We start from the raw sequence: 14246 nt of genomic DNA, 5'->3' as shown, positions 1-14246 counted from the left end.
GGTTAAAGCAAAAAACGGGCTTTTTGCAATTGACATTCAGGACAGTTCAAAAAGTCGTTTAGACGACCTCCTGAACTGCTATTGGTTTTGCCGTTGTAAACTCCATAAGCTTTTCCGCCATGCTTTTCTTAGCATCCTTTTCAAAGCCTTTCCAGTAGTTTTGTGTCGTGTTCATAGTGGTATGGCCCAAAGCTTCCTGTGCAAATTCCAGTCCCATAGTACGAGTTGCCTGGGTAGTAAATGAATGACGGGCCACCATTGTGCCTAACTTAAATGATAAGCCCAACAGATCGACCAATTTTTGCATGTGCTGGTTAACGAAGCGTATAAAATTTTGGTTCACCCGGTGCCGCTCTTTGGCTGACATATCTGTCTGAAATATGGGAAACACATAATCATTTGGCTTGCCCTTTTTGTTGGCATACTTTTTTATGAAATTTTTAATATAGCTGGTTAAAGGGACAACAATAGGTGTCGGGTCTTCCTTTGTGGTGTTTTTCGTCTTATGCCTTAAAAATGAAAAATACGTGTCATGGATATCTTTAAATTTTAGTTCCGCGATATCCCTAAAATTCATCCCGTTGCACTGGTAACTAAAAAACCAGAAATCCCTGGCCTTTTCCATAAAGCTATCTGTAGCAACATCTGCAATGTATAAAGCGTTGAGATCAGGTGTTTCCAAAGCCTTTTTTACATTTTTGCCATTCGGGATTTTATAGGTCTTAAAAGGATAAAGTTCAGGGGAGACATCCCCGGCCGCAATAGCTTTATTAAATATCGCCCTTAAATTCCGCATATAAATACCAACTGTGGTTTTGGAGTTGTTTTTAGATACCATCCATTGCTCGTATTTATTTAAAACATCCGCCGAAAGTGCGGCAAAAGGAATATGCGTAACCGGACTTTTTTTACCCTCACTTAAATAGCCTGTAATTGATCTGATACTGCAATCGTAACTGGAGGCTGTTCCAATCTGTTCGTTTTTCTCCAGTACTTTTACATAGCCTGCAAAGTGCTCAATTACGTTAGTAGTGCTTGCTTTAGAGCGGAACATTTTGCGCTCAAATTTTTCAAAAGTAAAATTGTCGCCCAAGTCTTTAGCCAGTTCAGCGGCTTTTTGTATAATAGCGTCCAACTCAATTTTAAGCTCTTTGTGTTCCCCTCTTGGCTTGGCAGCTAAATAGGATTGTTCAAACTGCTCATTGCTTAGTTTGTAATCCGTTTTATACCACCGTTCCATTTTTGCGGTAAAATAAACATGTAATTTCAAAGGATAAGCACCGCTTTTTAACGCCCGCCTCGTATCTAAGTATAAAGAAACTTCTGCTTTCATGATTTTAATAATTAAATGTATAAATTTGCAGAAACATATCAAATATAAGTATCACTATAAATAACATAAATTGCTGATTTATAGCTGATTTTATTAATTCAAATATAAGAAATCTGATTGAATTATTTGCAGAAAATTTGCAGAAAAACGAGCAATAAAATACAAAATATCACAAATTAAAAAGCAGTATTATATGTATAACTAATTGATTTACAATAAATAATAAAATTAAGCAAAATGAGCGTATTGGCCAAAATCTGACTGTTAATCAGAGGGTCGCTGGTTCGAGCCCAGCCTCAGGAGCACTGAAAATCAATGATTTAACCCAACTCTGGCGAGTTGGGTTTTTTTATGCCCTAAATTTTGATGTGTATTAGTCGGTGCGGTGATAACACCTACCCCAGGTTGAATACCTTTATATCGTTAAATTCAGTAGTTTATCCGCATTGCTATGCGCAATTTTTGCTACTTGTTCATCAGAAAGCTCAATTGCATTCAAAAATTCAATACCCATTTCGTTTGTGCTAAAAGGATAGTCAATAGAAAACATAATATTATCAATACCGAAAGTATCTAAAGAGACTTTTAATGGTGGCTGCGTAAAAAAGCCACTAGTGGTGATATAAACCTGCTGGTGGAAAGTATCCGTAAGTGTACGCTGGTTGGCGCCTCCGTTACCTGGTTTAAATGCTCGCTCTGACCTTGCCATCATCATGGGCAGCATTTCTCCCATATGACCAATAACTAGTTTAAGTTTGGGATACCTGTCGAAAATCCCCGAATAGAGCAGGCGTAAAACATGCAGCGCGGTTTCTGAGTGCCAACCCCAGCCGTAACAGGCCAACGCCTCTGCCATACCCGAATGATTGGGCAATCCACTATAATAAATATCTGCTATTCCTTTTGGGGGCAAGCCGGGGTGAAGATAAATAGGCACGTCCAACTTTTCGGCCCGTTCAAATATCGGTGCAAATTCGGGTTGATCTAAAAACTGGTCCTGTGTTAGTCCCCTGATCATGGCGCCGCGAAATTGGTATTCTTTTACTGTGCGTTCCAATTCGTCGGCTGCGGCCATGGGAGCAGTCATAGGCAAATGGGCAAAAGCGGTGAACCGGTTCTCAAACCCCGCGATCCTTTCGGCGATCAGGTCATTATACTGCGTAGCAAAGGCCGGACCTTCCCCTGGGCTTAAAAGGTTGGCGCCAGAGCTATCTACAGAAAGTACCTGCATCGTAATACCGTTGGCATCCATTGATTTTAGCCGCTCACCGGTAATATCAGCCAGTTTTGGTATAAGCTGCTGCATCCTTTCTGATTGACCAAAACCGCCCAAAGCTGCTTTGGGTATTTTATTTGCCATTTCCGGAAAGGAAATATGTTCTTCGACTGTGACTATTCGCATGTTAATTTGATAAATAAAATTGGGTTGTATATTAAGGGATCAAATACATCAACACAAAGAAACACACTCAGGTTTTGAGCCGCAATGCACCATTAATGGTAGTTATAGGATTATTTTCGTATGAATTGTATTAAAGGATGGTTTTGCTTCCTTTGAAAATGATCACCAGGCAGATCACATCGCGCAAAACTTTGATGGCGTTGTGCAGGGTATTGTAGATGGTGCGTTCGCTCAAACCTGTTTGATCGGCAATGTCCTTGAAAGAAACGGCATCAAAGTAACGAAGACGAATGATCTCTTTTTGCCTGGGCGATAGCTGATTGAGTGCTTTTTGCAGCCTTTTTTTCATATGTTCATCATGCTGGCTGGCTATCAGTATCGATTCGTAGGAGGGTTCAATCGGAATGTTTTCTATAGATATGTCATCTACCAGGTGACCGGTTTGGGTTTCGGCCGATAGTTGCTGGTAGGTTTTGTACAATATTCGCTTATAAATGGTAAGGGTATACTGCTGAATGTTTTGCACATCGGCTAGTTTATGCCTGATCTTCCACAGTTCTAAAAATAAATTATGGATGCCTTCTTTTACCAGTTCGGGGTTTTTGTACAGGGAAAGCCCGAAGCGATACAAATCGTCATAAAAAATATTAAAGCATTCGTAAAGTCCCTGCTTTTCACCTTCTGCAAGCAATTGCCAGTTCTTATAAATGTCCCGGGGTTTAGGACTCATGAGTACTGTTTTTGATACTTCCATCTAAAGATTGAAAATTAATGCATGATTTACAAAGGATTGACTTTTTAAAGTTTTTATAAAACTACATAATACTTATTGAATAATGCAATAGTATTGTTCTGAAAACTGAAACATAAAATTTATTTGGAAAAGCATTGGTAAAAAAGAATAATCTATTGCACTTGTAGGAAAAGGAAATAAAAACCCTACTTAAATGGATTACGGATTATACCAAATTGATGATTTTTTAACCGATGACAGCTTTGTACAATACTGCTATGACGACAATGCGGCAGCCAAAGCTAAATGGGAAAATATACAGGCCGAAAGGCCGGAACTTACCCAGAAAATAAGTGAAGCCCGCGAGCTATGCCTGCTCCTGGGTATCCGGGTTAGCCCCGCTCAAAAGGCCATAGCGCTGGAGCGATTAAAAGCCGCTATTGATGCAAGTCCGGAAGTTATCGAACCTGCACAGTCACCTTTAATTGTACATATTAAAACCTATTTTTCAAGATGGGTGGCCATTGCCGCTTCGCTGTTGATTATTGCCGGAGCCTTTGGTATTTATAAATATAAGGCTGCTCCGTCTGGTGCAGTCTTATATAGCCAGGCCACAGATGCCAATTATACTATCATAGCTAATACCGATTTTAACCATCGCAAACAGGTAACACTGCCCGATGGCAGTTCGGTGCTGCTTAATGGCTCCAGTACGTTGAAAATAGCCAGGGATTATAACGTCAACAACCGGCACGTACTACTAAGCGGAGAGGCATTTTTCTCCGTAAAAAAGAATAAGGAGAAGCCATTTGTAGTGATCACCGATAAAACAGCCACTACCGCGCTGGGCACCTCGTTCAAAGTTCAAAGCTACCCTCATGAGGCCGAGGCCAGTGTAATGCTGGCAACCGGAAAGGTGAAAGTGGAATATACACAAGCCCGTTTGGATATTAGCGATGTAACACTGATCCCCGGACAGCAGGCCGCTTTATACCAGGGCGACAAAAGTTTTAAGCAATCAAACTTTAATGGTAAAAACCTGCAAAACTGGATAAACCGTAAGCTGATTTTCAACAGCGCCGGGCTTGAGGAAATTACCGGGAAATTAAAAGAGATGTATGGCATTGTGATCGTTCCGGCTAATAAACCGGCGTCGGCTATTGTGTTTACCGGCCAGTTTAATGATAAAAACCTAACCGACGTGCTGGATGCCATTGGCTTTACTAACCATTTTACCTACAAACAGGAAGGCCATAGCGTGAAGCTAATGTTCTGACACTGAGTTTATGATTACCAATTTTTAAACCACCCTTAATTAATTATATGCAAAAACCATTACTTTATTCACGATTTTTTTCATGGATATTACTGAGGATACTCCCCTCATTGCTATTTATTGTGTCGCTGTCAGGGCATGCGCAATCATCAGCAAAAGTATATTCATTCCATTGGAAAAACATTCCGGTACAAACCGTTTTTGGGCAGATTGAAAAAGCCGCCGGCGTACATTTTTCGTACAACCCCAACGAGCTCGACCTGCAAAAAAAGATCAGTTTAACGGTTAACAAACAAAGCCTGCCACAGGTTATTGATATACTAACCAAACAACTACAGGCCCAGTACAAAATTGTTGGCGAAACGGTGATGATCCAATCGCAAAAGGCACCGCCCAAAACATCATCCCAGGTAACGGACGATTTTAATTTGAGTGGCAAGGTGACTGACGAAGATAACCTGCCCCTGCCCGGCGTTACTGTGGTGAACACGAGCAAAAAACGCTCGGCAGTTACTACTGAAACAGGCAATTTTATTATCCTGGCCAACAATGGCGAAGTGATTACCTTTAGTATGGTCGGTTATCAAACAGCTTCTGTGATTGCTTCAGATCAGATTAAAACAATCAAGATCGTTCTGAAACAAAAAGCCACTGAATTGAATACGGTAGTGGTAACCGCTTTAGGTATTAAAAGAGAAGAACGATCCCTGGGCTACGCTTATTCTGAAGTGGATGGTAACGACCTTAAAAAAGCGCGTGAAACCAATGTGATCAATTCATTGGCGGGTAAAGTGCCGGGATTGATCATTAACAGTACAGCCGGTGGCCCCTCAGGTTCATCAAGAGTTATCATCAGGGGTAATACCAGTATCACCGGTAATAACCAGCCGCTTTATGTAGTGGATGGTGTACCTATTGATAACTCCAATTATGGTCAGGTTGGCGGAGCCAAGTATTCGGGAGGATTTGATTTTGGCGATGCTATATCAGCCATCAATCCCGACGATATTGATAAGATCAGTGTTCTGAAAGGGCCATCGGCCTCGGCATTATATGGTAGCCGGGCTGGTAATGGGGTTATTCTCATCACTACCAAAAAAGGTGCGGCTAAAAGAGAATTGGGTATCGAGCTAAACAGCACCACATCTATCGAAAACCAGCTTACCCATTATAACGACTATCAATACATATATGGCCAGGGAACCGCCGAGCAATTGGTGGTCGATCAATCCCAGGCAAAAAATACCCTGTTCAATAACTTCGGCCCCCGGCTCGATCCGGGTTTGCAGGTGATTGGTTTTGATGGCAAATACCGTCCATACGCGCTGGTAAAAAACAATATTGATAATTTCTTCAGAACAGGTGCCACCTTTACCAATAACGTCGCTTTTTCGAATGCGACAGATAACTCGTCCTTTCGCCTGTCGATATCTGATCTGCGTAACCGCGATATTGTGCCGGGCAGCAGCCTGCGCCGCAACACATTTAACTTTACCGGCAGTACCAAGCTGGGTACAAAAATTACCATGTCGGCAAGGGTAATGTACCTGAACGAAGATGTGACCAACCGCCCGGCCCTGGCCGATGATCCCGGCAATATTGGTAACAGTTTTGTGGGTTTGGCTAATAACGTTGACCAGGCTTATTTTAAAAACGGCTACAAAGATTCCGAAGGTAATTATGTGGACTGGGGCGGCGGTCAGTATCGTTTAGATCCGTATTGGGTAATTAACGAAATGAGTAACAAAACCCGTAAAAACCGTTTCATAGGCGGTTTGCAGGCCAATTATGTGATCACCAGCTGGCTAAATGTACAGGGCCGCGCCTCAACAGATTTTACTTACTTTGATTATAACAAATTTAGTCCGCGTACTACACCCGGCGCCCTGGCTGGTGAGCTGGATGAGATCAACCAAAAACTTTCAACTACCGAAGCTGACGTTTTGGTAACCCTGCAAAAACAGGTGACCAAATCACTCAATTTATCAGCCCGTTTCGGGGGGAGTATATCCCGGCTTGATAATCCGGGTACCTTATCAACTTTCATCAATCAAACAGTGACTGATGTTGTAAGCCCCAATAGTTTTTCGGACAAGGCAGTGGTTGATAACCATTACCGTAAACAGAATAACTCGGTATATGCTTTGTTCAGCGCGGCCTATAAATCATACTTATATCTTGATGCCAGCGTAAGGCAGGATGCCTCATCCACACTGCCGGTAAATAATAATTCGTACGTGTACCCATCGCTGGCGGCCAGTTTTATTTTTACCGATTTTTTCAAGATCAACCCGGCCATACTATCATTTGGCAAGCTTAGAGTTTCCGGTGCGGAGGTGGGTAACGATACCGACCCATACCAGTTAAATTTATATTATAACCTGTATCCCCAAACTTTTAACGGACAATCTGTAGGCGGCATATCCAGTACAATATTACCCAACAAGAATTTAAAACCAACCCGTACCCGTTCATTTGAAGTTGGTACGCAATTGAAATTTTTTCGCGACAGGCTCGGGCTCGATTTTACTTATTACACCTCCAAATCTCGTGACCAGATCAATTTGGTGCCAGCGCCGCTGTCTTCAGGTTTCGCGCAGCAGATCATCAATGCCGGTGTAATTGGCAATAAGGGTATCGAGGTACAATTGAACGGCAGCCCGGTGGCCAGTAAGGATTTTGGCTGGGACATCAACGTAAACTTTGCCAAAAACACCAATACTGTATTATCCTTGGCTGAGGGCGTTCCGTACCTGACTTTGTCAGACGCACGCTGGTTGGGCGTATCTGTGGTGGCCAAACCAGGCGCGCCTTACGGGGCCATTTTAGGGTTCGATTATCAGCGCGATCCGCAGGGTAATATCATCCTTGATCCACAAACCCTTGCACCCAAACAGGCCGAAGAACGCAGCGTATTAGGCAAAGGTACCTGGAGCTGGACGGGTGGTTTAACCAATACTTTCCGGTATAAAAATTTTGCTTTAAGTACGGTGATCGATATTAAGCATGGCTCCAGTTTGTTTTCCATGACCAACATGTTCGCCATTATCCGGGGTAGTCATATTTCTACCCTGCCAGGCAGAGCCGAGTGGATAAAATCTGAAGAAGACCGTCAAACCGCAGGCATGACCATTGAAGCATGGCGTGCCGCCGGAAAGGTAAAAGGCTATACGCCACAAGGTGTGGTACAAACAGGTACCGATGCTAATGGCAAACCTATTTATACCGCCAATACAACCGCCGTTGATCCCTCAAACTACTGGTCGCAGTTTTACAGCGATGGCAATGGGGTAGCTACACCGTTCATCTATGATGCCAGCTATATAAAAATGAGGGAGATAACCCTGAGCTACAGGCTGCCCAAAAGCGCTATAGCTAAGCTGGGTATCAAAGAAATGTCGGTAGCGGTGGTAAGTCGTAACCCATTCATCATCCACAAGAACGTTCCGAATGTTGACCCCGACTCCAACTATAACAATGGTAACGGACAGGGGCTGGAGTATGGTTCATTACCCTCGCGTAAAAGCTGGGGCTTTAACCTCAATTTCAGATTTTAACGGTATGTATAATTTTAGAATCAACAAGATGAAAAGAACTTTTAATAAATACCTGCTGCTTACGTTCCTGCTGCCGATGCTGCTGTTTTCGTGCAAAAAATTCGGGGATGTGAACACCGATCCTACAAAATCAAGCAACCTTGATCCTATAAATCAACTGGCTTTGGTACAACTGCGCTTTGGTGGCGATGTTACCATAAATGAGCGTACCAGCATTATCATGACGATGCCGGAGATACAGCAAATAGGAGGGGCATATTATAACCGTTATGGCAGCGCTTATATCAAAAACAAACAATACATGTCTGAGCTTTGGGAGTTGGGATACCCTAACGATGTGCTGAACATTGTTGACGCGGTTGACCGTACCAAAACCGATCCGCTGAAAACCAACCTGAACGCGATATGCCGTATCATGAAGGTGTATGTTTTTGCCAGGCTTACCGATCTTTATGGTGATATCCCATACTCGCAAGCTGGTAAGGCCTATTCAACCGGAACGGTAAGACCCAAGTTTGATACGCAAAAAGATATTTACGACGATTTTTTTAAAGAGCTGAAAGCCGCGGCCGCAAGCCTGGATGCCTCAAAAGACGATATAAGCAAAGATTTGTTTTATCATGGGGATGTTGCTAAGTGGAAAAAGTTTGCCAACTCCCTGCGCCTGCGGCTGGCCATGCGTTTAGTTAAGATTGATAATGCAAGAGCTAAAACCGAAGCGCAGGACGCCTTTAACTCCGGCCTGTTTACCGACAACAGTGATATCTGCAAGCTCGATTATAATAACATCACCAATGGGTATCTGGAAATTCGTGGTAATGGTGTTTCAGTGGGTATCAACCAGTATCAGGATGACGGTCGTCCGAGGGTTTGTACCACCTTGTTGGATGAAATGAAAAATACCAATGACCCCCGCCTCAATTACATAGCGCGTGCTTACTGGGTAAACCCCGATAAACTAACCGACCGGCTTGATGTTACCGACCAGGTAAAGGCGCAGGTAGGCATTATTGGCGTTGGCCCCGGCAAATATAACTATGATGATTTTTTAGGGGCTATTAATGTTGATTATCCAGGGCGTGGAACCTTATCGGTTCCAAATGGTGGTCAAAAAGTGCAGCTGGCCGATTTCCTGGTGCGCAGCGATGCCCCGTATTTTCACATGACCTACGCCGAAGTGGAATTTTTACTGGCCGAAGCTAATACCCGCTGGGGTTTAAGTTTGGGTGGTGATGCTAAAGCCCATTTCAACAAAGGTTTGGCTGCTGCCTGTCAGCAATTGGCATTATATCCTACAGGGCCGGTTTTAAGTGGCGCCCAGATACAGCAATTTCAACAGGATAACCAGCTGGCCCCGGGTAAAGAACTGCAGATGATAGATACCCAGCTTTGGGTGGCTTTGCTGCTGAATGGCCCCGAGGCTTATGCCAACTGGAGGCGTACCGGTTTCCCGGCATTGGTTCCTGGGGTAACTGCCGAATCGGACGTAACTACTATTCCCCGCAGATTTGAATATCCTTTGACCGAGCGTGAGCAAAACTCCGCCAACATAGCCAGCGCTATTGCCGCCCTCGGCGGTAAAGACGATTGGACTGGCAGGGTTTGGTGGGACAAACAATAAACTATATAACACGATGAAAATATTAAAGAACACAGCCCTTTTACCTTTTACTTTTTTGATACTGATAGCCATTATGGCCTGCAAAAAAAGTGATGTAAAAGCTGCTCCCGAAAATAATACAACTACCCCTGCCCGGTTCAGGGTGGTGGGTTACCTGCGCTATGAAGGGAATATACTGAACGAGGCCAATGCCATCGACTTTAGCATGATCACTCATTTGAATGTGGCGTTCATCAACCCTGCGGCCGACGGCACTTTTGCTGCTGACGACAACTTGAAACAGGTAGCTATACTGGCCCATAGCAAAGGCGTGCAGATATTGGCATCCATCGCCGGGGGCAACCCGCCGGCTTACATGAGCGCACTGATAGCCCCGGCTAATCAGGCCAAATTTATTGCCGCCCTGGTTAAGCTTACCGACGATAATTTGCTGGATGGTATTGATGTTGACCTGGAACAAGCCTTTATCGATAAAAACTACGAAGCCTTTGTGACCAATCTTTCTACAGCGCTCAAAGCCAAAAAGAAGCTCGTTACCGCGGCTGTAGCTACGGTATATGCCGATAGTTACCCGGATAAAGCGCTGGCACAGCTTGATTTTATCAATGTGATGTCATACGATAAAACTGGTCCCTGGAACCAGGCCAGGCCGGGCCAGCATTCGCCCTATAGTATGGCTGTAGATGATATGAACTATTGGGGTGGAACCCGTGGCATAGCGAAAGAAAAGCTGAGCCTGGGTGTGCCATTTTATGGTTATGGCTTTGGGGTAAATGCGCCCGAGAGCCTGGCCTTCAGCGAGATCCTGGCCGATTATCCCGGTTCCGAAAATCTTGACCAGGTAACGGTTCCCGGTGGTGGCATCGTGTATTATAATGGTATCCCTACTATAAAAAGTAAGACCGAACTGGCGCTGAATCAAGCGGGTGGTATCATGATATGGCAATTGAGGCAGGATGCCAAAGGAGCTAATTCATTATTGAATGCCATTAATACGGTGATCAAAGCGCATAGTAAATGATCGGTAAACAGACTTTAAAACATTTAGTAAGATGAAGAAATTTATACATATATCGGTACCGGTGATCATGCTCATGATGCTGGTGTTGCAGGGCTGTAAAAAAGATGAGGCCAAAAAGCAGGAGGCCGATAACCCCTATACGCCACGCATATTTGATAACCTGCGGAAGCTTGGTGCACCACAAATTATTAACGAAGGACAAACGGCAGTATTTAATGGCCTTGCCTTTTCGCCGGCAAAACAAGTGAAAATAAGCTGGAAAGTGAATGATAAAGAAATGTCGACGGATACGGCTTTTAACTTTAAGCCAACCACAGGCGGCGAATTCACCATTAAACTGGACGTGAGCTATAATGGCGAAACCACATCGCGCACAACCAAGGTATTGGTTAGCCCGTCAACTTACACTTTTAAACCCTACACCAGCGTAGTGCTTGCTAACCTGACCGAAGATGGTACAGCGGCCGACCTGGTTTGGAGCAATATTACCCACGTTGATTACCAGGTTGGCAAGGTAGCCGCCGATGGTACGTTGGATGTATCCAAAGGAAACGTGAATCAGCGCGCCGATGAGATCATAGCAAGGGCTCATATTAACGGCGTACCGGTGATTTTAGGGTTGAGCGGTCACCTGTCGGGGATTGATGGATGGGCCGTATACGAAAGCAATGATTTCGGTACGGCCATCCGCAACCCGGTCTCTATGAAACTATTGATAGATTCGGTGAAAGCGTATGTGTTGAAGCGGAAACTGGATGGTGTTGATATCAACATGACCGATATTAACTCCGTAGCCGCGCCTGACAATATTCATGCTATCGGGCCATTCTTAACTGCTCTAAAAGCCGCGCTGCCAGCCACAGCTATCATAACGGTTACGGCATCTGTTAACTATCAGCATTGGGAATACCCTGATCTTTCTGCCGCTACCTGGGTTAATGTACATGCTTATGAAGATAACATACATATTGGTCCTGATGCGCCTGTGGGCCAATCATCAAGTTATGATTTTATGGTATCAGGAGCGGCGATCTGGACACAATTTCACCTGCCGGCCAATAAACTGGTTATAGGTATACCCGCCTTTGGTTTACGCTATGACGCCTTAAATGCTGCGGGTAATAATGATAGCTGGGGTTCCTATAGTTACATGACCTATAGATCTATCATAGCTGCCGATCCGGCTAACGCGCAAAAGGAAAAGGCCAACATTGCTTTTGGCGTCTATTTTAATGGCGTACCACTGGTAGCAAAAAAGGCAGCTTATATAAAAACTAACGGGTTTAAAGGAGCGTATTTGTGGGCTGCTGATTACGATGCCACCGGCGCCAGTTCGTTGATGGCTGTTATTTACCAGGCCTTAAAGTAGCATAAATTTTTAATACCCAGTGAGCCGGTCATCGCTAAGAAGTACAAGTAAAAACTATTGAAATCGCATTAAAAAAGTAATGATATACTCCAAAATCGCAATTAATCTACATCAATAATTTTAACATCTAAATTTTAGAAACTATGAAAAAAATGGTTTTAGTACTCCTTGCAGTTGTAATGGTTACAGCTTGTAAAAAAGAAAGTTCAACTGTACAATCAGCAAATTCAGATCCCACGGCCACCAGGAAAAAAGCGGTAAATGCCACGGTATCTTTTGCCGGGTATACCTGGCAGGTAAATGCCCCGAGTGGTTTGGTAAGCCCGGGGCCAAACTATTGGAGCGGATCAAACGCCTGGGTCGACGCCAATGGTTGGCTGCATTTAAAAGTCGCGAAAAATCCATCAAATAATCACTGGGAGAGTGCTGAAGTTTATACTACGCAAAGCTTAGGTTATGGAACATACCAATGGCAGGTTGAAGGAACGTTAGGCTCGTTTGACAAGAACATCGTTTTGGGCTTATACAACTATTCGGGAAATGACCAACATGACGAAATGGATATCGAGATAGCCCGCTGGGGTAATGCCGCCTGGGATAATTTAAATTATACCATTTGGCCTGCAACAGGTGTTACTGGTAGTCCCGGTTCGTATACCGCTTCGTTTACTACACCTAACGGAACATATACTACCCACAGATTCAAAAGGACAAGTACAAGTGTTTACTTGCAGAGCCTTTACGGTTTTCAGGATGGGGATGCTAACCAGTTTCAATCCAAAACTTTTAGTACTACCGGTACTTCTCCCATTTCAATAAGCACCTTAGCCATGCCGGTGCATATGAATTTATGGCTTTTTGACGGAAATGCACCATCTGATGGGCAGCCGGTTGAAGTGATCATTCACAGCTTTAAATTTACGCCGTTATAAGCACATATTTTTCTGATAAAGCCAAACTTTTAAAAGTTTGGCTTTATCTTTTATTGATTAAAGGAAATATAAAACTTACTCTGACGAAAAATCATCTATCATATTAAATGTCGGTACAAAAAACAGGCTTCCTGTTTTGGCTGTGCTGAAATCTAATATCCTGTCATAATTCCCTTCCGGTGAACCAATAAACATATTATTCAGCATTTTTTTTACGGTGCTGAATGTACTGGCATAGGCTATAAAGTAAGTGCCCATTTCATTGGTAGACATGTTGCCAAAAGGCATATTATCCCTAACAATTTTAAGATCATCACCAACATTGGCCAGGGCTATATGCGAATTGGAAGGTTTTACCTCATCGCTCATTTCTATATCATTCGCTTTGTACCGTCCAATTACTTTCTCTTGTTGTTCGGTCGAAAGGCCTTTCCATGCGGTTAAATTATGGATATATTTTTGTACAAAAAGGTAGCTCCCACCTTGGTAAACAGCGTCATCATTCCCCACTATGCCAAACAATTCCCTATCCTGGCCGTGAGGGTTTTCAGTACCATCAACAAAACCTAAAATGGATCGGCTATCCCAATACCTGAAGCCATGAATTTCTTCGGTACTGATAGCCACGGGACTTAAAAGATCCGTTATGGCAGATGCCATATCATAACATATACTGGTAGTATCGGCCCTGATATGAAAATGCAGATCGCCTTTGGTAGAAACCGCTGTGTGCTTGCTGCCGATGATGGGCTCAAAATTCGTTAATTCTTTAGGTAATGGAAGAGGGAGCCCAAGCCTAAGCCAGGCATCATGTCCGATTCCCATTACACAGCTTGCCCGGGAAACAGGGAAACGAACATTAACGGAATTATTGAGGTTGATGATCAGCTTGCAAAGCTTGCTGAAAACGTCTTTAATCTCCGGGGTATCCTTAAAATCCCAGACCATAAATATGGTATTGTCATTGGTGTAGTCTGTAACATTCTGTGAATCCGGATTCAT

At 43.6% G+C, this 14246-nt stretch carries 10 protein-coding genes and 1 tRNA gene; 7 read left to right on the top strand and 4 right to left on the bottom strand.

Annotated features, from left to right (window positions below):
- Positions 1–58: 58 nt before the first annotated feature.
- Positions 59–1333: a tyrosine-type recombinase/integrase gene (locus AC57BQ_RS18960; protein ID WP_496407758.1), complete on the bottom strand. Its 1275-nt coding sequence runs from the start codon at positions 1331–1333 to the stop codon at positions 59–61.
- 235 nt (positions 1334–1568) lie between these two features.
- Between AC57BQ_RS18960 and AC57BQ_RS18955 the strand changes: the two genes are divergently transcribed.
- A tRNA-OTHER gene (locus AC57BQ_RS18955) sits at positions 1569–1633 on the top strand.
- A 115-nt stretch (positions 1634–1748) separates the two neighbouring features.
- Here the strand turns inward: AC57BQ_RS18955 and AC57BQ_RS18950 are convergent.
- Together AC57BQ_RS18950 and AC57BQ_RS18945 are read right to left on the bottom strand one after the other, a co-directional pair.
- Positions 1749–2735 carry an amidohydrolase family protein gene (locus AC57BQ_RS18950; RefSeq protein WP_496407757.1) on the bottom strand — a complete coding sequence of 329 codons (987 nt, stop codon included), beginning with the start codon at positions 2733–2735 and terminating at the stop codon, positions 1749–1751.
- Between the two features lie 130 nt (positions 2736–2865).
- Positions 2866–3465, bottom strand: coding sequence for an RNA polymerase sigma factor (locus AC57BQ_RS18945; protein WP_496407756.1), 600 nt, complete (start codon positions 3463–3465; stop codon positions 2866–2868).
- A gap of 217 nt (positions 3466–3682) precedes the next feature.
- On the opposite strand from AC57BQ_RS18945, the gene AC57BQ_RS18940 reads away from it, so the two are divergent.
- The 6 genes from AC57BQ_RS18940 to AC57BQ_RS18915 all read left to right on the top strand — a co-directional run bounded on the left by AC57BQ_RS18940 (position 3683) and on the right by AC57BQ_RS18915 (position 13244).
- The gene (locus AC57BQ_RS18940; protein ID WP_496407755.1) at positions 3683–4744 is read left to right on the top strand and encodes a FecR family protein; all 1062 of its coding nucleotides are present in this window, start codon (positions 3683–3685) and stop codon (positions 4742–4744) included.
- Between the two features lie 47 nt (positions 4745–4791).
- Positions 4792–8301 (top strand): SusC/RagA family TonB-linked outer membrane protein, encoded by a 3510-nt coding sequence (locus AC57BQ_RS18935; protein WP_496407754.1) that lies wholly within the window; start codon positions 4792–4794, stop codon positions 8299–8301.
- A 28-nt stretch (positions 8302–8329) separates the two neighbouring features.
- Positions 8330–9922 (top strand): SusD/RagB family nutrient-binding outer membrane lipoprotein, encoded by a 1593-nt coding sequence (locus AC57BQ_RS18930; RefSeq protein ID WP_496407753.1) that lies wholly within the window; start codon positions 8330–8332, stop codon positions 9920–9922.
- A gap of 13 nt (positions 9923–9935) precedes the next feature.
- Positions 9936–10943, top strand: coding sequence for a glycosyl hydrolase family 18 protein (locus AC57BQ_RS18925; RefSeq protein ID WP_496407752.1), 1008 nt, complete (start codon positions 9936–9938; stop codon positions 10941–10943).
- 31 nt (positions 10944–10974) lie between these two features.
- A complete protein-coding gene (locus AC57BQ_RS18920; RefSeq protein WP_496407751.1) occupies positions 10975–12312 on the top strand; it encodes a glycosyl hydrolase family 18 protein in 1338 nt (445 codons plus the stop codon).
- A gap of 143 nt (positions 12313–12455) precedes the next feature.
- Entirely contained in the window at positions 12456–13244 is a 789-nt protein-coding gene (locus tag AC57BQ_RS18915) for a glycoside hydrolase family 16 protein (RefSeq protein ID WP_496407750.1), read from the top strand.
- A 75-nt stretch (positions 13245–13319) separates the two neighbouring features.
- On the opposite strand, the gene AC57BQ_RS18910 is transcribed toward AC57BQ_RS18915, so the two are convergent.
- Positions 13320–14246, bottom strand: coding sequence for a Dyp-type peroxidase (locus AC57BQ_RS18910; RefSeq protein ID WP_496407749.1), 927 nt, complete (start codon positions 14244–14246; stop codon positions 13320–13322).

This window comes from Mucilaginibacter sp. BGA-UO-ETr-C110, from assembly GCF_059567985.1.
This window is presented reverse-complemented; position numbering and strand designations above follow the sequence as displayed.